This is a genomic window from Flavobacterium suaedae (genome assembly GCF_014642915.1).
Taxonomy (GTDB): Bacteria; Bacteroidota; Bacteroidia; order Flavobacteriales; family Flavobacteriaceae; genus Flavobacterium; species Flavobacterium suaedae.
Genome location: NZ_BMJE01000002.1, coordinates 410132 through 428488, shown reverse-complemented (window position 1 = coordinate 428488; position 18357 = coordinate 410132). Strand labels below are relative to the sequence as shown.

General features: G+C 34.8%; 22 protein-coding genes. All 22 read right to left on the bottom strand.

Features of this window, described 5'->3' with window-relative positions; all coding sequences use genetic code 11:
* The 22 genes from ctlX to rpsH all read right to left on the bottom strand — a co-directional run bounded on the left by ctlX (position 1) and on the right by rpsH (position 18345).
* On the bottom strand, positions 1-936 hold the full coding sequence (ctlX, locus tag IEW45_RS04950; RefSeq protein ID WP_188620120.1) for a citrulline utilization hydrolase CtlX: 936 nt from the start codon (positions 934-936) through the stop codon (positions 1-3).
* Positions 937-953: 17 nt separating this feature from the next.
* The gene (locus IEW45_RS04945; protein WP_188620119.1) at positions 954-1868 is read right to left on the bottom strand and encodes a dimethylarginine dimethylaminohydrolase family protein; all 915 of its coding nucleotides are present in this window, start codon (positions 1866-1868) and stop codon (positions 954-956) included.
* Between the two features lie 172 nt (positions 1869-2040).
* On the bottom strand, positions 2041-3324 hold the full coding sequence (locus IEW45_RS04940) for a citrate synthase (protein ID WP_188620118.1): 1284 nt from the start codon (positions 3322-3324) through the stop codon (positions 2041-2043).
* 181 nt (positions 3325-3505) lie between these two features.
* Positions 3506-5428, bottom strand: coding sequence for a DUF7619 domain-containing protein (locus IEW45_RS04935; protein WP_188620117.1), 1923 nt, complete (start codon positions 5426-5428; stop codon positions 3506-3508).
* A 57-nt stretch (positions 5429-5485) separates the two neighbouring features.
* The gene (locus IEW45_RS04930; RefSeq protein WP_188620116.1) at positions 5486-6247 is read right to left on the bottom strand and encodes a LytR/AlgR family response regulator transcription factor; all 762 of its coding nucleotides are present in this window, start codon (positions 6245-6247) and stop codon (positions 5486-5488) included.
* Between the two features lie 2 nt (positions 6248-6249).
* Positions 6250-8229, bottom strand: a complete 1980-nt coding sequence (locus tag IEW45_RS04925) for a tetratricopeptide repeat protein (RefSeq protein WP_188620115.1) — start codon at positions 8227-8229, stop codon at positions 6250-6252.
* 160 nt (positions 8230-8389) lie between these two features.
* Positions 8390-9679 carry a phosphopyruvate hydratase gene (eno, locus tag IEW45_RS04920; protein ID WP_188620114.1) on the bottom strand — a complete coding sequence of 430 codons (1290 nt, stop codon included), beginning with the start codon at positions 9677-9679 and terminating at the stop codon, positions 8390-8392.
* 132 nt (positions 9680-9811) lie between these two features.
* Positions 9812-10918, bottom strand: a complete 1107-nt coding sequence (gene carA, locus IEW45_RS04915) for a glutamine-hydrolyzing carbamoyl-phosphate synthase small subunit (protein WP_188620113.1) — start codon at positions 10916-10918, stop codon at positions 9812-9814.
* Positions 10919-11098: 180 nt separating this feature from the next.
* Positions 11099-11605 (bottom strand): 50S ribosomal protein L17, encoded by a 507-nt coding sequence (gene rplQ / locus IEW45_RS04910; RefSeq protein WP_188620112.1) that lies wholly within the window; start codon positions 11603-11605, stop codon positions 11099-11101.
* 36 nt (positions 11606-11641) lie between these two features.
* Positions 11642-12634, bottom strand: coding sequence for a DNA-directed RNA polymerase subunit alpha (locus tag IEW45_RS04905; RefSeq protein WP_188620111.1), 993 nt, complete (start codon positions 12632-12634; stop codon positions 11642-11644).
* A gap of 20 nt (positions 12635-12654) precedes the next feature.
* Positions 12655-13260, bottom strand: a complete 606-nt coding sequence (gene rpsD / locus IEW45_RS04900; RefSeq protein WP_188620110.1) for a 30S ribosomal protein S4 — start codon at positions 13258-13260, stop codon at positions 12655-12657.
* Positions 13261-13350: 90 nt separating this feature from the next.
* Positions 13351-13734 (bottom strand): 30S ribosomal protein S11, encoded by a 384-nt coding sequence (rpsK, locus tag IEW45_RS04895; RefSeq protein WP_188620109.1) that lies wholly within the window; start codon positions 13732-13734, stop codon positions 13351-13353.
* A 12-nt stretch (positions 13735-13746) separates the two neighbouring features.
* Positions 13747-14121, bottom strand: coding sequence for a 30S ribosomal protein S13 (rpsM, locus tag IEW45_RS04890; protein ID WP_188620108.1), 375 nt, complete (start codon positions 14119-14121; stop codon positions 13747-13749).
* A gap of 2 nt (positions 14122-14123) precedes the next feature.
* Positions 14124-14240, bottom strand: a complete 117-nt coding sequence (gene ykgO, locus IEW45_RS04885; protein WP_188620107.1) for a type B 50S ribosomal protein L36 — start codon at positions 14238-14240, stop codon at positions 14124-14126.
* Between the two features lie 13 nt (positions 14241-14253).
* Positions 14254-14469, bottom strand: coding sequence for a translation initiation factor IF-1 (gene infA, locus IEW45_RS04880; RefSeq protein WP_108369278.1), 216 nt, complete (start codon positions 14467-14469; stop codon positions 14254-14256).
* 7 nt (positions 14470-14476) lie between these two features.
* Positions 14477-15820 (bottom strand): preprotein translocase subunit SecY, encoded by a 1344-nt coding sequence (secY, locus tag IEW45_RS04875; protein ID WP_188620106.1) that lies wholly within the window; start codon positions 15818-15820, stop codon positions 14477-14479.
* A gap of 11 nt (positions 15821-15831) precedes the next feature.
* Positions 15832-16284, bottom strand: coding sequence for a 50S ribosomal protein L15 (gene rplO / locus IEW45_RS04870; RefSeq protein ID WP_188620105.1), 453 nt, complete (start codon positions 16282-16284; stop codon positions 15832-15834).
* A gap of 11 nt (positions 16285-16295) precedes the next feature.
* Positions 16296-16478, bottom strand: a complete 183-nt coding sequence (gene rpmD / locus IEW45_RS04865) for a 50S ribosomal protein L30 (RefSeq protein ID WP_188620104.1) — start codon at positions 16476-16478, stop codon at positions 16296-16298.
* Between the two features lie 12 nt (positions 16479-16490).
* Entirely contained in the window at positions 16491-17015 is a 525-nt protein-coding gene (gene rpsE / locus IEW45_RS04860) for a 30S ribosomal protein S5 (protein ID WP_188620103.1), read from the bottom strand.
* An 8-nt stretch (positions 17016-17023) separates the two neighbouring features.
* Positions 17024-17374, bottom strand: a complete 351-nt coding sequence (gene rplR, locus IEW45_RS04855; RefSeq protein ID WP_188620102.1) for a 50S ribosomal protein L18 — start codon at positions 17372-17374, stop codon at positions 17024-17026.
* Positions 17375-17385: 11 nt separating this feature from the next.
* Complete coding sequence (gene rplF, locus IEW45_RS04850) at positions 17386-17928, bottom strand: 50S ribosomal protein L6 (RefSeq protein ID WP_188620101.1); 543 nt, start codon at positions 17926-17928, stop codon at positions 17386-17388.
* A gap of 18 nt (positions 17929-17946) precedes the next feature.
* A complete protein-coding gene (gene rpsH / locus IEW45_RS04845) occupies positions 17947-18345 on the bottom strand; it encodes a 30S ribosomal protein S8 (protein WP_188620100.1) in 399 nt (132 codons plus the stop codon).
* Positions 18346-18357: the final 12 nt, after the last annotated feature.

The window sequence follows — 18357 nt, the reverse complement described above, 5'->3', positions numbered from 1 at the left end:
TTACTGTTTTGGTAAAAACACTTCTGCCATCATACAGCGTGCACTACCTCCGCCACAGGCTTCAATAGTATCTAAATTTGCTGTAAGTATTTCGGTGTGTTTTTCTATTTGTTCAATTTGTTGTTTAGTAAGAATACCATAAGCGGAATTACTCATTACTAAATAAGTTTTATTATCTCTACCTGTAACCTGTAACATATTACCTGCAAAATGGTTAAGCTGCTCTTCGGTTAAGAATATTATTTCTTTACCATCTTCTTTCAGGCTGCTTAGTACTGCTTTGCGTTCTTTTTTATCATCTATACAATCTGCACAAATAACAGCAAAAGTATCGCCCACACACATCATTACGTTAGTATGATATATATGTTTACGCTCATTGTTTACATTATGGTAAGCTTCAAATATTATAGGCGAATATTCAAAGTCTTCACAAAACTCTATTAATAGCTCTTCATCTGCTCGTGGCGATAAAGCGCAATAGGCTTTAGCATTAACTCTGTCTAAAACTATACTACCTGTACCTTCCAGGAAAACATTATCTATTTCAGCAGCAGTATAATCTACTATATTTTCAATTATAAAACCTTCATCTTCCAGCATTACCAATATATCTTCCCTACGCTCCCCTCTTCTGTTTTCTGCAAACATCGGGTATAAAGCTACGTCTCCGTTAATGTGGAAAGATACCCAGTTATTCGGGAATATAGAATCCGGTGTATCCGGGCCTTTAGTATCATCTACTACTACTACATTTACTCCTACTGCTTTTAGTTTATCCACAAAAGCGTCAAATTCCTGTTGTGCTTTTACATTTACAGTTTCGGGTAAAGTATTATTCAGTACTTTTTGATAATAGTTGTTTACCGCTGTTTGTTCATTCATTCTGAATGATACAGGGCGTATCATTAATATAGTATCAGTACTTTGTTTCATTTTAATCTGTATAAAATTTAGTCCCTAATTAAAGGTAGGGTAGAACAACGTAATAAACCTTCCTGTTTAGATATTTCTGCATAAGGTACCTCTTCTACAGTAAATCCTCTTTCTGTAAGCCAGTTTTTTAACCTTTTGAAGTTCTTTTCTATTATTACAATATTTGTATCTATAGAAAAGAAGTTAGAAGTCATATGATACATTTCTTCACGCTCTATATGGAAAAGGTTTTCTTTACCAAATAAGTTTACAAGATACATATAATCTGCTTCTTCTCTAAAGCCACTTTTATAAATTACGCCTTTATCTTTACCTACAGGCTGAAAACAACAGTCTAAGTGCAGTGCATTATCTCTTGGTTCAATACGTGATTTTACAAGGTCGAATTCTTTTACTTTTTTATGAGGAAATAATTCTTTTATAAAGTTAACGCCATGTATGTTAGTACGTGCGGTAATATAATCTTTATAATCACTGCCTTTATAGGTACCTATAAAAATATGGTCATCCCAAAGCATTACATCTCCCCCTTCTATATGTGCTTCTTCCGGCGGGCGTACTATTTTGGCAGGATTTATTTTATCTAAAACATACTGAATTGCATCCAGTTCACGTTCTCTTTCAGGTAATATATTTGCTTTTATAAAAGTATCATCTATAACAAAACCAATATCTCTGGTAAAAATCTGGTTATAATCTTCTATAATTTCAGGTCTGAAAACCTCTACATCATATTTTTTAAAAACTTCATTAACGGCTTCCATTTCTTTTATCATGTCTGCCTCAACAGGATATGTTCCTGCTTTTATATGCTCTAACGACTTAGGGTCATAAGCTTCATGTTCCTGTGGTGTCGGTCCATTACTTTCTGCTGTTCCTAATATTACTGAACGTAAACGTGAAGTTTCGTTTTTTACATTTAGTTGTAACATACTTTTTTTAGCTTTTGAGCAAATATAGAAAATTGTATCCTTAAATAACACTAACTCTGTGTATAGATAGTTTAAAAATTATCTATAAAACATTCTGTTTTTTAATAATATAAAAAAATCCCGATTGCATATACAATCGGGAAATTAATGATATAACCTGAGTTAATTATTGTTATCTCTCGTTGATAGCTTTAAAATCTCTTAAGTTTTCACCTATATATACTTGTCTAGGTCTACCAATAGGCTCGTTTCTTAAGCGCATTTCTTTCCATTGTGCAATCCAGCCCGGTAAACGACCTATAGCAAACAACACTGTAAACATTTGTGTTGGTATACCCATAGCTCTGTATATAATACCTGAGTAGAAGTCTACGTTTGGATATAAGTTTCTTGATTTGAAGTACTCATCCTCCAATGCTGCCTGCTCTAATTTCTTAGCAATATCAAGTATTGGATCTTCAACACCTAATGCTCCTAATACATCATCAGCAGCTTTTTTAATGATTTTTGCTCTTGGGTCAAAGTTTTTGTATACTCTGTGACCAAAGCCCATTAAACGGAATGAATCGTCTTTATCTTTTGCTTTTGCAATGTATTTTTCAACATCGCCGCCATTGTTCTGTATTTCTTCAAGCATTTCAAGTACCGCTTGGTTTGCACCACCGTGTAGTGGTCCCCAAAGTGCTGATACACCTGCTGAAATAGAAGCGAAAAGACTAGCATGAGATGAACCTACCATACGTACTGTAGATGTAGAACAGTTTTGCTCGTGGTCTGCATGAAGGATAAATAACTTATCTAACGCACCTACAACTACAGGGTCTGCTTTATACTTATCTGTAGGTAAAGCAAACATTAACTGCATAAAGTTTTCTACGTAACCTTGTGCATTATCGTAGTAGTTTAATGGGTAACCCATTGCTTTTCTGTACGTCCATGTAGCAATAACAAGAAACTTAGCTATAGTTTTACATATAGCCTCATACATATCTTTCTCGTTACTTACATCTACTGCTTTAGGGTTAAAAGCAGTAAGAGCACTTGTTAAAGAAGCTAACACGCCCATAGGGTGTGCTGTTTTAGGAAAACCATCTATGATGTTTTTCATCTCCTCATTTACAAGCGTATACTTTTTAATTGTTTTTTCAAACTTTTCAAGCTCAGCAGCTGTAGGAAGCTCACCGAAAATAAGTAAATATGAAACTTCTATAAAATTAGACTTTGATGCTAAATCCTCTATAGAATACCCTCTGTATCTAAGAATCCCTTCTTCACCGTTAAGGAAAGTAATTTCACTTTCGCAAGCTCCTGTATTTTTATACCCGGGATCAAGAGTAATAGCGCCTGTTTCTCCGCGCAATTTTTTAATATCAATGGCAACCTCGTTCTCGGTTCCCACGACTAAAGGGAACTCATATTTTTTGCCATCAATCTCCAATGTAGCTATATTTGACATGTTGGTAGTGATGTTATAATTATTGAAAATAATAGTTCGTGCGAATTTAATAAATTAGAATGTATTTGTAAAGTAAATTACTTATTAAAATCGTTAATTCTGCACCTATATAACAAAAGTCAATAGCATTATACTATTGACTTTTGATGATTTTTTAAATTTATAGTACTATCAATAAAAATTATTCTATAACCAACTTCTCAACGGTACTGCCAAATTCTGTGATAATTCTTACAAAATAGATTCCTGAAGAACGTTTTGACATATCAATTTCATGTTCGCTGCTTCCTGCCGGAATACTATATAACAACCTACCTTGTATATCAAACACTTCAATAGTGTTTATTTGTGTATCAGCCGATACCTGCACTTTATTTTTAGCAGGGTTAGGGTATAATTTAACTGACTTGTCAAGTTGATATACATTTGCTTTTAATGTCTCAAATGTTGTGTTAGCATTATTTGTAGTTAAAGGCTCATTATAGTCGAAGAAAATCTCTGCCGAATTAGTAACTACATCGTTAACCATAAGGCTTGGACGTGTTTTTACTTTAAACAGGATATTACCATGGTCTTCTGTAGCCATAGTAACATCTTTAAAAATAAATTCTGCTATTCCCTCTTCCACTCTTGCTTGTACATCGTGCGAACTATTTATAAGTTGCAATGTACTTAAATCAAATTGAGATTCATCCAGTTGATGCCTCACAACTATATTATCAGCATCAGATATTCCTGTATTTGTAAATGTAACTACATAATGTAAATACTCTCCTATATTTTCAGATGGTACTGTTTCACCCTGTATACAAGTTATATTATTAAAGTTATATGTACTTACTACCCTTTGGTCTAATTCAAAATAATTATCAGATGGGTTTGCATCTCCCCCTGCAACATCTCCCGAAGCACTAAACGGCATTACATCTCCTACACTTATAGTATTATTTACATTTAATATCATTGTTATCTCTCTGTTCTCAAGAGGTTTTAAATCTGTATAATTCCAGGTATAAGTACCTGTACCAATAACATCTGCCATAGGGTTTATATAAACATACTCAAGTAAGTCTGCATCCCAGTTACAGCTCACACTACCCGATGCAGTAGTGTTACCTATATTTTTATATACTATTTTATACGTAACATTTTGTCCCGGTTGTGCTTGTGTAATAGGCTCCATTATTACCTCAATATCATTTTGTGTACCTGCCGGGGTAATACAAAAGTTATGAGTTGAAACAGAATTATCTACTACAGGAAAGTTTGCTGCTCCTGAAGCAGGTGAAATAGTAAAAGAGGTTTCATTTTCAAAAGAGGGTGTTACAGTATAGTTACCGGCACCTGTATAGTAATTATACTCTCCTGCTGTATTTGTAAATACTGAATACTCATTTGTGCCATCGTTTATATTTAGTTTAACAAAAGCCTGTACTCCATCAGAAGCATCGCATCCGTTATTATCTAAATCAAAAGAGACTGCTCCATTTATAGTATTATAGTCTCCTCCCGGAGTGAAACTACAATATGTATTTTGGATTAAACTTGTAAACCAACCTGTTAAAACAGTTTCTTCATTTTCGTCTATACATATATAGGTTAAATTATTTGTATTACTCGCTGTACAAAGTTCAGGAGATACTAAAAAAGCTCCGTTTTTTATATTTATATGCTGTAAGGCTGCACAGTTATCTACAGTAAAGCTGGCTAAGTTTGGGGCTTCGCTTAAATCAAGCGCTGTTATTCCTGTATTAGAACAGTCAATACTTTCAAGATTTACAAGATTTCCCAGCGGTAAATTTGTTATTGCATTAGATGAGCATACTAATGATCTAAGATTTACAAACTCCTCTATACCTTGTAATGAGTTTATTCCTGAATAATATAAATCAAGACTCCATACTGCTTCTGCTTCCGAAACCTGTATTTCGTAATCTCCATTAATATCTATAACCATAGGCTCATTATCACTATTAAAAGCAATATTATTTACAGTATTAGCATCAAGCAGTTTATTTTTAAAGTTGGCGTCGGGTATATTAACTATTTGTGCCGAAGCTACAGCAGATAATAATATAAATAAAACCGGTAAAATCTTTTTCATAACCATTTAATTTTATGATGGTTGACTAACAAAAGTAGGCAATTTTTTATTTTATGTTTACAATGAGCGTAATAACTCCTGCAATCGTTCTTTTTTTCGTTGCGAAATAGGTAAATGGCTACCATCTGCCATTACAGCATACCCCCCATCTTTTTTAATATAAGACCTTAAATAGGCAAGGTTTATTAAATGCGACTGGTGTATCCGTTCAAACCCTTGTTCTGAAAGTAAATCTTCATATTCTTTAAGGGTTTTAGATATTAAAACAGGTTTATTATTCTGAATATAAAATTTAGTATAATTATCCTGAGACTCCAATCTTATAATATCACTAACTTCAAATAAATGAATACCCTCAGCTGTAGATAGCGCTATTCGCTTAAATTTATCTACTTTTTTACTGATGTTTTCCAGCAATAAATCTATATGGGCAAATGTCTCGTTATTTGCAAGTACTTTTTTTATTTTTTCTATAACGGCATGTAAATCTTCAGGGTCTACCGGTTTTAAAAGATAATCCAGCGCACTAAACCTAAAAGCTTTTACAGCATATTCTTCATGTGCTGTTATAAATACTACATGGGTATTTATACTACCCTTTTTAAGCATTATTTGCTCCAGTATATCAAAACCGGTACCATCGCCCAGTTGAATATCCAAAAACACTACATCCGGCTGATGCTCTTCAATAGCTTCAATGCCTGATTTTACACTATCTGCCTCTCCCAGTATAGAAATATCAGGCGCATACATTGACAGCAGCCCCTTCATACCATTCCTTAAATTACTGTCATCATCTATAAGTAAAGCTGTTATCATAATTATTTAGACACGTATTGTATAGGTAAATTTAATATTATTTTAGTTCCTGTAACCTCACCTTCAGTATTATGTAATTCCGAAATAGCTACTTGAGACGTTTTTGCTGTAAATGCCTGTATTACTTCCAAACGTTTACGGGTTATTTCCAACGCCATAGATTTATGTACAGTAACTGAGTTTTCTTTCATTTTTTTGGACTTAGAAAAACCGATACCATTATCCATTACAGTACATACCAGTTTTTCAGCTTCCAGTTTAAAATCAATGGTAATAAATCCTTTTTCTTTTTTAGGTATAATACCGTGTATAATAGCATTTTCTACAAAAGGTTGTAATAACAATGGCGGAATTGCCATATCATCTTCTATATTAGGATCTTTACTGATAGAAAAATCGAACATTTGGTTAAAGCGTAGTTGCTCTAACTCTAAATAATTTTGCAAGCCTTCAATTTCCTTATCTATAGGAATAAGCGATTCTTTTGAATATTCCAATGTAAGCCTCATGAGCTTACTGAATTTTGAAAGGTATTTTATGGCTGAATCCTTACCGTTTTGCACTATAAAACTGGAAATAGAACCCAAACAGTTAAACACAAAGTGCGGATTCATTTGCAAGTGTAATGCTTTTTGTTCGTACTCTGCTAAATCACGTTGCAGGGTAAGTGTTTTTTTAAGTTGTAACCTGTTATAAAACACAAAAGCAATAATAAAAAGTAATACTAATGCTATTGCTGCAAATAGCATTTGCTGCCTGTGGCGCACGGCTTGCTCCTTATATATAGCCTCACGTTTTTCAGCTTCTATTTTTTGCTCTGCTTCTCTCCTTTCCATTTCATAGTTCATTTCTTCACGAACCATGTTCTTTATATGTTCAGCGTTGTTTATGCTGTCTTTTGCAGCAATATAGTTTTTATAGTGTTCTAAAGCATTTTTATATTCTCCCGATTTCTCATAAAGCTCACTTATCTTTTTCTCAGAATCACGTATCTGTTCCTGCACATCTATTTCAACAGCATAAGCCACTGCCTGATTTAAATATTGCAATGCCTGCTGTTTATCGCCTTTATCAGCATACAGGTTGCCTAAATAATCTAAACTTGCAGAAGCGCCGTATTTTTCGCCTGTTTCGTTAAATATATCCAGTGCTTTTTTATAATATTCTTCAGCTTTTATAAAATTATTTTTCTTCGTATAATAATTTCCATAACTGTTATAAAGCTCTCCAAGTGCACGCTTGTTACCATATTCTTGCAGTGCTTCTTCTGCTTTTTTATAGTAGCTAAGAGCATCTGTATTATTACCCTGTGCTAAATACACATTACCAATATTAGTAGTAGTTATAGCAACACTTTCGTAATCTTCTATTTCTTTTTGAAGTGTAAGTGCTTTTTTAAAATATTCCAGTGCTTTTTCATATTCTTTCAGGCTTTTATAGACAATACCCAAGTTGTTGTAGAGTACTGCTACGATATAATCCTGATCGGTTTCCTGATAAATATTTAAGGATTTAAAATAATACTCCAATGCTCTGGAATAGTTATTTTGCTCTGAAAACACTACACCTATACTACCGTATATACTTGCCAAATCATCATACAAACGCTGATTTTTCTCCTCTTGCGATGCTATAAGATTTTCCAGTATATACTGTGCATTAGTAAAACATTTTAATGCTTCAGGGTAATCACTCTGCATTATATTAGCATTACCCAAGTTAAGCCAGGAGTCAGTTTGTTCTACTTTTAAATCTTCCTCCTGTTTCGCAAGTTCTAATGCTTTAGTAGCATATTCTTCCAGTTTTACAGGGTCTATACTGGTATATTCTGCTGCTATTAAATTATATAGGCGTACTTTCTTTTTTATAGTATTAGCTTTATCCAGTTCTGTAAATAAACTATCAACCACTTTGTTTTGTGCCGTCGCAGTATTTGCCAACAACAAGGTCAACAGCATTAATAATAAACTTGTACTCCTCATAAGCCATACGTTATAACTCAACAAAGTTATAATATTAGTACTAGGAATAGCATATAGTTTAGAATTTGAAGTTTATGAGTTAGAATTTGAGCACTATAAAAAAGTAAACCCTGCCAATCGGCAGGGTTTACTTTTTTATATTATGATAAGGAATTTATTATTACTTTACTTTAAAAGCATTCATTCCCGGAAAATAAGCTACTCCGCCTAATTCTTCTTCTATTCTTAATAACTGGTTGTATTTAGCCATACGGTCACTACGTGAAGCCGAACCTGTTTTTATTTGCCCTGTGTTTAATGCCACTGCAAGGTCTGCAATAGTATTATCTTCAGTTTCTCCTGAACGGTGTGACATTACTGATGTATAACCTGCATTGTGTGCCATGTTTACAGCAGCAATAGTTTCAGTTAATGTACCTATTTGGTTTACCTTGATAAGTATGGAGTTCGCAATACCTTTTTCTATACCTGTAGAAAGACGCTCTACATTAGTAACAAAAAGGTCATCTCCTACAAGTTGCACTTTGTCACCTATAAGCTCTGTAAGATATTGCCATCCTTCCCAGTCATTTTCATCCATACCGTCTTCAATAGAAACAATAGGGTATTTTGAAGCAAGTTCAGCAAGATATTCTGCCTGTTCTTTAGATGTTCTTACCACACCTGTATCGCCTTCAAATTTAGCATAGTTATATTTTCCGTCTACATAAAACTCAGCAGAAGCACAGTCAAGAGCAATCATTACTTCTTCACCAAATTTATAACCTGCATTTTCTACAGCTTGCTTAATAGTATCAAGAGCATCCTCAGTACCATCAAGTGTTGGCGCAAAACCACCTTCATCACCTACAGCAGTACTTAAATTTCTGCCGTGAAGTACTTTTTTAAGATTATGGAAAATCTCTGTACCTATTTGCATTGCATGCGTAAAGTTCTCAGCTTTTACAGGCATAATCATAAACTCCTGAAATGCAATAGGAGCATCAGAATGTGAACCTCCGTTAATGATGTTCATCATTGGTACAGGGAGTGTATTTGCAGATACACCACCTACGTAGCGGTATAACGGCATACCTAATTCATTAGCGGCAGCTTTTGCAACAGCAAGTGATACACCTAAAATAGCATTTGCACCCAGTTTTGATTTATTTGGAGTACCGTCAAGCTGAATCATTAGCATATCGACAGCATTTTGCTCAAATACTGAAGTTCCTACAAGCTCATCTGCAATAATAGTATTTACATTCTCAATAGCTTTAGCAACTCCTTTACCCATATAAGCATTTCCACCATCACGCAGCTCTACAGCTTCGTGCTCTCCTGTTGAAGCTCCTGAAGGAACAGCAGCTCTTCCCAGTATTCCGTTTTCGGTAATTACATCTACTTCAACAGTAGGATTTCCGCGTGAATCAAGTATCTGTCTTGCGTGTACTTTAATTATAATACTCATGAGTTTTGATTTTATTATTTTTTGGTCGATTTTTTATATAAAAACAAATTTATATATTTTAACATACCAATTATGCTAATTCACAAAAACTTATAAACGCAAACGTTTTAATTAGCACTATTTTTATTCCTGTTATTTAGATTTCTCAATATTTTCTATAAACGTATCAAAAAGATAGCTTGCATCGTGTGGACCGGGACCGGCTTCAGGGTGATATTGTACCGAGAAACAGTTTTTATTTTTCATTCTCATTCCCGCCACAGTATGATCGTTTACATGCTCATGAGTAATCTCTAATTCAGGATGTTTTTCTAAATCTTCACGTACTACTGCGAAACCGTGGTTTTGAGATGTTATTTCTCCTTCTCCTGTTAATAGGTTCTTTACCGGGTGATTTATACCTCTGTGCCCATTAAACATTTTATAAGTAGATACACCATTAGCAAGTGCTAATACCTGATGCCCTAAACAAATACCGAAGACAGGTTCATTTTCAGCTAATATCTTTTTAGCTGTTTCCTGTGCTACGATAAGCGGAGCCGGGTCACCGGGACCGTTAGAAAGGAAGTACCCGTCAGGCTCAAAACTTTTTAAATCTTCATAGCTTGCATCATAAGGGAATACCTTTATATAACAATCTCTTTTAGCAAGGTTGCGAAGAATATTTTTCTTTATACCTAAATCAAGAGCTGATATTTTATATTTAGCATCAGGATTACCTACAAAATAAGGCTCTTTTGTAGAAACTTTAGAGGCAAGTTCCAGTCCTTTCATATCAGGCACCTCTGCCAATCGCTTTTTCAAATCTTCTATAGAAGTACCATCTGTTGATATAGCAGCATTCATAGCTCCATTATCACGAATGTAGCTTACTAGTGCTCTTGTATCAACATCAGAAATAGCAACCAGATTGTTTGTTTCAAAATATTCTTTTAAACTCTGGGTAGAGTTAACTCTTGAATGATTAAAGCTAAAGTTTTTACAAACCAATCCCGAAATCATTACTTTATCTGCCTCTACCTCTTCTTCGTTGGTACCATAGTTACCAATATGAGGATTAGAAGTTACCATTATCTGTCCGAAGTAAGAAGGATCGGTAAAAATTTCCTGATACCCTGTCATACCTGTGTTAAAACACACTTCGCCAAATGTTGTTCCTTCAATTCCTATAGATTTTCCGTAAAAAATAGTCCCATCGGCTAAAAGTAGTACAGCCTCTTTTCTGTTAGAATATTTCATTATCTGTTTTGTTGTTGTGTTGCGTGCAAATTTACTTTAAAAAATTGTTACTAAAAATCTATTACTAAAAATGACAGCATTTTTATATTATAGTTACTTAGCAACATGGTAAAAAAAAAGGACAAACTAAACAGTTTATCCTTTTTTATAATATTTATTGAAAAATAAGTTGTAGCATAATTATTCAGTAGCTTCCTTATTTTCTTCGTTATCTGTTTCCGGTGCAGCAGGTGCAGTAGTTTCTGCAGTCGCCTCAGCGTTAGAAGCTTTTTTAGATCTACCACGACGAGTAGATTTTTTAGCTTCTTTCTTAGTAACGTTGTATAGTTCGTTAAAGTCTACAAGCTCAATCATAGCCATATCAGCGTTATCACCAAGACGATTACCAAGCTTAATAATTCTTGTATATCCTCCAGGACGATCTCCAACCTTATCAGCTACCTCTCTGAAAAGTTCAGTAATAGCATACTTATTTTTAAGGTATGAAAAAACTACACGTCTGTTATGAGTTGTATCCTCTTTAGACTTTGTGATTAAAGGCTCAACAAATTGCTTAAGTGCTTTCGCCTTAGCAACAGTAGTGTTGATGCGCTTATGCTCTATAAGTGAACAGGCCATATTCGCAAGCATAGCTTTTCTGTGCCCGCGCTTTCTGCCTAAGTGATTTACTTTTTTACCGTGTCTCATTGCTATCAGTAATGTGAATCAAAAAAATGATTCAGATTATTCTTTATCTAATTTATATTTGCTTAGATCCATCCCGAAGTGAAGGCTTTTAGAAGCTACAAGCTCATCAAGCTCTGTAAGCGACTTTTTACCGAAGTTACGGAACTTCATTAAGTCATTTTTGTTGAAAGATACAAGATCTCCAAGTGTATCAACTTCAGCCGCTTTCAGACAGTTAAGCGCTCTAACAGAAAGATCCATATCAACAAGCTTAGTTTTAAGCAATTGTCTCATATGTAATGACTCTTCGTCATATGATTCTGTTTGTGCAATTTCATCGGCCTCAAGTGTAATTCTTTCATCAGAGAACAGCATAAAGTGGTGTATAAGCGTTTTAGCTGCCTCAGTAAGTGCATCCTTAGGGTGAATAGAACCATCAGTGATAATCTCAAAAACTAACTTTTCATAGTCAGTCTTCTGCTCTACACGGAAGTTTTCTATTGTATATTTTACATTTTTTACAGGAGTATAAATAGAGTCTGTAAAAATTGTACCTATTGGTGCGTTCTGCTTTTTATTTTCTTCTGCCGGAACATAGCCTCTACCTTTCTCAATAGTAAGTTCAAGGTTAATATTAATGCTGCTGTCCATGTTACAGATAACAAGCTCAGGGTTTAATACCTGGAAGCCTGAGATGAACTTTTGGAAATCACCTGCTGTAAGCTGGTCTTTTCCTGTAAAAGAAACAGTAACAGATTCGTTATCTATGTCTTCTATTTGGCGCTTAAAACGAACTTGTTTTAAGTTAAGAATTATTTCTGTAACATCTTCAACAACCCCGGGAATTGTAGAAAATTCATGTTCTACTCCTTCAATGCGAACAGAAGTAATTGCATAACCTTCCAATGAAGAAAGCAAAACTCTTCTTAGTGCATTACCAACAGTCAATCCATAACCTGGTTCCAAAGGACGAAATTCGAATTTCCCCTCGAAATCAGTAGAATCGATCATGATAACTTTATCGGGCTTTTGAAAATTAAATAATGCCATATTACGACTAATGTGAATTTTTATTTGTTATACAACTCAACAATAAGTTGTTCTTTTATATTTTCAGGAATTTGTATTCTTGCAGGAACTGAAACAAAAGTACCTTCTTTAGTTTCGTTATTCCAAGTAATCCATTCGTAAACTTGAGATGAATTAGATAAAGAACGTTCAATAGCGTCAAGAGATTTTGATTTCTCACGAACAGCTACTTTATCTCCCGGCTTAAGGTGGTATGATGGTATATTTACAATTTCTCCATTTACAGTAACGTGTCTGTGAGAAACAATTTGTCTTGCTGCTCTTCTTGAAGGAGCAATACCCATTCTGTAAACTACATTATCAAGTCTGGCTTCACATAATTGTAAAAGAACCTCACCTGTTACACCTTTTGTAGCTGCTGCTTTTTCATATAGATTTCTGAATTGTTTTTCAAGAACACCATATATGTATTTAGCTTTTTGCTTCTCCATTAACTGGATAGCGTATTCTGATTTTTTACCTCTTCTACGAGCATTCCCATGCTGCCCAGGAGGGTAATTTCTTTTTTCGAAAGACTTGTCATCTCCGAAAATCGCCTCGCCAAATTTACGAGCGATTTTAGTTTTAGGACCAGTATATCTTGCCATTTCTAAAAATTAATAAGCAGGGGACTATGAATTCAGGTCTCATCCTCCGATAATCCTTTACTCCCACTTTTGGTTATACTATAAAATAAATTAAACTCTTCTTCTTTTCGGAGGACGACATCCGTTATGTGGTAGTGGAGTAACATCAATAATTTCTGTTACTTCTATACCTCCGTTGTGTAAAGATCTTATAGCAGACTCTCTACCGTTACCTGGACCCTTAACGTAAACTTTTACTTTTTTAAGTCCAGCTTCAATAGCAACTTTACTACAATCTTCAGCAGCCATTTGGGCAGCATATGGAGTGTTCTTTTTAGAACCTCTAAAGCCCATTTTACCAGCAGAAGACCAAGAAATAACTTCACCTTTTTTGTTAGTAAGTGAAATTATTATGTTATTAAAAGTTGCAGATACATGAGCCTCTCCTGTTGATTCTACAACAACCTTACGCTTTTTTGTACTCGCTTTAGCCATACTAACTACTTATTATTTAGTTGCTTTTTTCTTGTTAGCAACAGTTTTTCTCTTACCTTTTCTTGTTCTTGAATTGTTTTTAGTACGTTGACCTCTAAGTGGTAAACCAGCTCTGTGTCTTATACCTCTGTAACAACCTATATCCATTAAACGCTTAATGTTTAATGAAATTTCTGAACGAAGTTCACCTTCTATCTTGTAGTAAGAAACTGCATCACGAATAGCGCTTATTTCATCGTCATTCCATTCGTTAACTTTTTTGTCCTCGCTAACTTGTGCTTTTTCCAGAATATCTTTAGCTCTGCTTTTACCAATACCGAAGATGTAGGTTAAAGCGATAATTCCTCTCTTGTTTTTTGGGACATCTACCCCTGCAATTCTCGCCATAATTATCCTTGTCTTTGTTTAAATCTAGGATTCTTTTTATTAATAACGTATATCCTGCCTTTTCTGCGTACTACAATGCAGTCGGCACTTCTTTTCTTTACTGATGCTCTTACTTTCATCTTAAATAGCTCTTTAATATCTGTATGTAATTCTTGCTTTGGACAAATCATAAGGACTCATTTCCAGCTTTACCTTATCACCAGGTAACAACTTAATATAGTGCATACGCATCTTACCGGAAATATGAGCTATAACTATATGCCCGTTTTCTAATTCTACACGGAACATTGCATTTGACAATGCTTCTATAATTGACCCGTCTTGTTCAATTGCTGCTTGTTTTGCCATAAAACTATTAAGCTACTGCTTTTCTATTTTTACCACTTTTCATTAATCCATCATAATGTCTATTCAACAAGTATGAATTGATTTGCTGAATAGTATCAATTGCAACTCCAACCATAATTAACAATGATGTACCACCATAAAATAACGCCCACTGTGATTGTATTCCGAAACTTACTGCTATTGCAGGTAAAACTGCTATTATAGCAAGGAATAAAGATCCAGGGAATGTTATTAGTGACATGATTCTATCTAAATAGTCTCCTGTCTCGACTCCTGGTCTAACACCAGGAATAAACCCACCACTTCTCTTAAGGTCATCAGCCATTTTATTGGTAGGAACCGTAATTGCGGTGTAAAAGTACGTAAAAATTATGATTAACAGTGCAAAGACCAAATTATAGGCTAAACCAAACACATTTTGGAACTGTGCAGTTATTGTTTGAGCAGTATCAGACTCTGATAAACCTGCCAAAGCAGCAGGAATAAACATAATAGCCTGAGCAAATATAATTGGCATAACTCCCGAAGCGTTTAACTTTAAAGGTATCCACTGTCTGTTGCCATCAATAGCATCTCGCTCAAACTCACCTGAAGCTGTACGCCTTGCGTACTGTACAGGAATTTTACGCACTGCCATAATAAGCAATATACAAGTTACAATAACTAATAGCCATGCAACTATTTCCAGAACCAGTACTAAAGGACCACCATTATTGTTGGTTACCACAGTACCAAATTCTTGTATAAATGCCTGAGGCATTCTCGCAATAATACCTACCAAAATTAATAGTGAAATACCATTACCAATACCTTTATCAGTAATTTTTTCACCCAGCCACATAGCAAATATAGTCCCTGTAGTAAGTATAACTACAGATGAGAAAAGGAATGGGAATGAATCAGATGGTAATAAGAAAGCGTCTCCAGGTAAGGTTCTATATAAGTTGTATATATAACCTGGACCTTGTACTAAAGTTATTAGTATAGTTAGCCACCTTGTTATCTGATTTATTTTCTTTCTTCCACTCTCTCCCTCTTTCTGCAATTTTTGTAAATAAGGTATTGCAATACCCATTAACTGCACTACAATGGATGCAGAGATATAAGGCATAATACCTAATGCAAATATAGATGCTTGCGAAAACGCTCCACCTGTAAATACATCAATAAGCCACCCTATACCTTCTTGAGCTTGATCTGTTAAGCTGTTTAATTTTGTTGCATCAACACCCGGAAGTGTTACGTGTGCACCAAAACGGTACACAAGTAATAATCCCAGAGTTACTAAAATTCTGTTTTTTAGTTCCTCAATCTTCCAGACATTGATAAACGCTTCGAAAAATTTCTTCATTTTTATAAAGATTATAAAGTTACAGCCTCTCCTCCGGCAGCTTCAATAGCAGCTTTTGCAGTAGCAGTAAATTTGTGAGCAGTTACTTTTAGTTTTGCCTTAAGCTCCCCTCTTCCTAAAATCTTTACCTGTTCATTTTTAGTAGCCAGGCGGTTTTCTACAAATACTGAAAAATCAACAGTATCAGTAATAACTCCATTATCCACAAGGGTTTGAAGTGTGTCTAGATTTACACCTGCATACTCCTTACGGTTGATATTTTTAAAACCAAACTTAGGAACACGTCTTTGTAATGGCATTTGACCACCTTCAAAACCTATTTTCTTAGAGTATCCTGAACGAGACTTAGCTCCTTTATGACCACGTGTTGATGTTCCACCGCGACCAGAACCTTCTCCTCTACCTACTCTTTTGTTCTTATTATGAACTGAACCTTCAGCCGGTTGTAAGTTACTTAAATCCATTTCTGTATTTATTAGTTAGTCTCCTCTACAGAAACCAAGTGTTTAACTTTGTTTACCATTCCAAGGATAGAAGGAGAAGCTTCATGCTCAACAACCTGTCCTAACTTACGTAGTCCTAAAGACTCTAATGTAAGTTTTTGGGTTTTAGGGCAGTTTATTTGACTCCTTACTTGTTTTACTTTTATCTTTCCCATAATTTCCTTGAATTAACCTTTAAATACTTTATCTAAAGAAATACCTCTTTGTTTTGCAACATCAACAGCACTTCTCATTTGTAATAAAGCATCAAAAGTAGCTTTAACAACATTGTGAGGGTTTGATGAACCCTGAGATTTTGATAATACATCGTGTATACCTACTGATTCAAGTACTGAACGTACCGCACCACCGGCAATAACTCCGGTACCGTGAGAAGCAGGCATTAATAGTACACGTGCACCACCAAATTTACCCTTTTGCTCATGCGGAACAGACTGTCCTGAAAGCGGTATTCTTACCAAGTTCTTCTTAGCGTCTTCTACAGCTTTTGCAATGGCTTCTGAAACGTCTTTAGACTTTCCAAGTCCGTGACCTACAACACCATTTTCATCTCCTACTACAACAATAGCAGAAAAACCAAAAGCACGACCACCTTTTGTAACTTTAGTAACACGATTTACAGCAACCAAACGGTCTTTAAGTTCAAGTCCGCTTGGTTTTACTAGTTCTACGTTTTTATAATTATGATACATAATTTTTTTTAGAATTTAAGTCCGCCTTCTCTAGCACCTTCTGCTAATGATTTAATACGTCCGTGGTAAAGGTAACCGCCTCTGTCAAAAGAAACAGTTTCAATACCAGCACTTTTTGCTCTCTCTGCAACAAGCTTACCTACAGCTGACGCAGTTTCAACATTAGTACCTTTAGTAATTTCTTTTTCTCTCGAAGAAGCTGCTACTAACGTTACACCATTAACATCGTCTATGATTTGGGCATAGATTTCTTTATTACTTCTAAAAACAGAAAGTCTTGGTCTATCAGCAGTACCGCTTACAATCTTTCTGATTCTGAACTTAATTCTTTGTCTTCTTTCAGATTTTTTTAATGACATAGCTTTTACTTTTATGCTGATTTACCTGCTTTTCTTCTTATTACTTCACCTACAAACTTAACACCTTTTCCTTTGTATGGTTCAGGCTTACGGAAAGAACGGATTTTAGCCGCTACTTGTCCTACAAGCTGCTTATCGTGCGAAGTTAATTTCACTATAGGGTTCTTACCCTTCTCAGATATAGTTTCCACAGTAACTTCAGGAGCTATGTCTAAAACAATATTATGAGAGAAACCTAATGCTATATCAAGTTTCTGCCCTTGGTTAGACGCTCTGAAACCTACCCCTACTAACTCTAATTGCTTAGTGAATCCTTCAGAAACACCAATAATCATATTATTAATAAGAGATCTGTATAAACCGTGCTTAGCGCGATGTTCCTTACTCTCAGATGGTCTTTCTACAGTAACCTTACCATCTTCAACGCTTACAGTAACATCAGATATTTCTTGAGTAAGCTCTCCTTTTTTTCCTTTTACCTTAACAACATCACCGTTAACTTCTACAGTTACATCCGCTGGTATTGTAATTGGACTTTTACCTATTCTTGACATCGTATAAGTCTTTAAATATTAGTATACGTAGCAAATTACTTCACCACCTACATTAAGTTGCTTAGCTTGCTTACCAGTCATCAATCCTTTTGATGTAGAAACAATAGCAATACCTAATCCGTTAAGGATTCTTGGTAGGTTAGCTGAACCTGCATATTTACGTAAACCTGGTTTACTAATTCTCTGGATATCTTTAATTACAGGCTCTTTAGTATCTTTATCATACTTAAGAGCTATTTTGATTGTACCCTGTACAGAGCTATCATCAAATTTGTAACTTAAAATATATCCCTGATCAAATAAAATCTTTGTGATTTCTTTTTTCAGGTTAGATGCAGGTACTTCAACCACTTTATGGTTTGCTCTAACTGCATTTCTTACCCTGGTCAAAAAATCTGCTATAGGATCTGTGTACATTTTTTTACCTTT

Coding starts and splice junctions, on each gene's coding strand:
- rplQ (WP_188620112.1), bottom strand. CDS start 11,605: ATGAGACACGGTAAAAAAGTAAATCACTTAGGCAGAAAGCGCGGGCAC.
- carA (WP_188620113.1), bottom strand. CDS start 10,918: ATGAAATATTCTAACAGAAAAGAGGCTGTACTACTTTTAGCCGATGGG.
- ctlX (WP_188620120.1), bottom strand. CDS start 936: ATGAAACAAAGTACTGATACTATATTAATGATACGCCCTGTATCATTC.
- IEW45_RS04930 (WP_188620116.1), bottom strand. CDS start 6,247: ATGATAACAGCTTTACTTATAGATGATGACAGTAATTTAAGGAATGGT.
- IEW45_RS04945 (WP_188620119.1), bottom strand. CDS start 1,868: ATGTTACAACTAAATGTAAAAAACGAAACTTCACGTTTACGTTCAGTA.
- rplR (WP_188620102.1), bottom strand. CDS start 17,374: ATGTCATTAAAAAAATCTGAAAGAAGACAAAGAATTAAGTTCAGAATC.
- rpmD (WP_188620104.1), bottom strand. CDS start 16,478: ATGGGAAAGATAAAAGTAAAACAAGTAAGGAGTCAAATAAACTGCCCT.
- IEW45_RS04935 (WP_188620117.1), bottom strand. CDS start 5,428: ATGAAAAAGATTTTACCGGTTTTATTTATATTATTATCTGCTGTAGCT.
- secY (WP_188620106.1), bottom strand. CDS start 15,820: ATGAAGAAATTTTTCGAAGCGTTTATCAATGTCTGGAAGATTGAGGAA.
- infA (WP_108369278.1), bottom strand. CDS start 14,469: ATGGCAAAACAAGCAGCAATTGAACAAGACGGGTCAATTATAGAAGCA.
- ykgO (WP_188620107.1), bottom strand. CDS start 14,240: ATGAAAGTAAGAGCATCAGTAAAGAAAAGAAGTGCCGACTGCATTGTA.
- rpsH (WP_188620100.1), bottom strand. CDS start 18,345: ATGTACACAGATCCTATAGCAGATTTTTTGACCAGGGTAAGAAATGCA.
- rpsE (WP_188620103.1), bottom strand. CDS start 17,015: ATGTATCATAATTATAAAAACGTAGAACTAGTAAAACCAAGCGGACTT.
- IEW45_RS04925 (WP_188620115.1), bottom strand. CDS start 8,229: ATGAGGAGTACAAGTTTATTATTAATGCTGTTGACCTTGTTGTTGGCA.
- rpsM (WP_188620108.1), bottom strand. CDS start 14,121: ATGGCGAGAATTGCAGGGGTAGATGTCCCAAAAAACAAGAGAGGAATT.
- rpsD (WP_188620110.1), bottom strand. CDS start 13,260: ATGGCAAGATATACTGGTCCTAAAACTAAAATCGCTCGTAAATTTGGC.
- rplO (WP_188620105.1), bottom strand. CDS start 16,284: ATGGATTTAAGTAACTTACAACCGGCTGAAGGTTCAGTTCATAATAAG.
- rpsK (WP_188620109.1), bottom strand. CDS start 13,734: ATGGCTAAAGCGAGTACAAAAAAGCGTAAGGTTGTTGTAGAATCAACA.
- eno (WP_188620114.1), bottom strand. CDS start 9,679: ATGAGTATTATAATTAAAGTACACGCAAGACAGATACTTGATTCACGC.
- IEW45_RS04940 (WP_188620118.1), bottom strand. CDS start 3,324: ATGTCAAATATAGCTACATTGGAGATTGATGGCAAAAAATATGAGTTC.
- rplF (WP_188620101.1), bottom strand. CDS start 17,928: ATGTCAAGAATAGGTAAAAGTCCAATTACAATACCAGCGGATGTAACT.
- IEW45_RS04905 (WP_188620111.1), bottom strand. CDS start 12,634: ATGGCATTATTTAATTTTCAAAAGCCCGATAAAGTTATCATGATCGAT.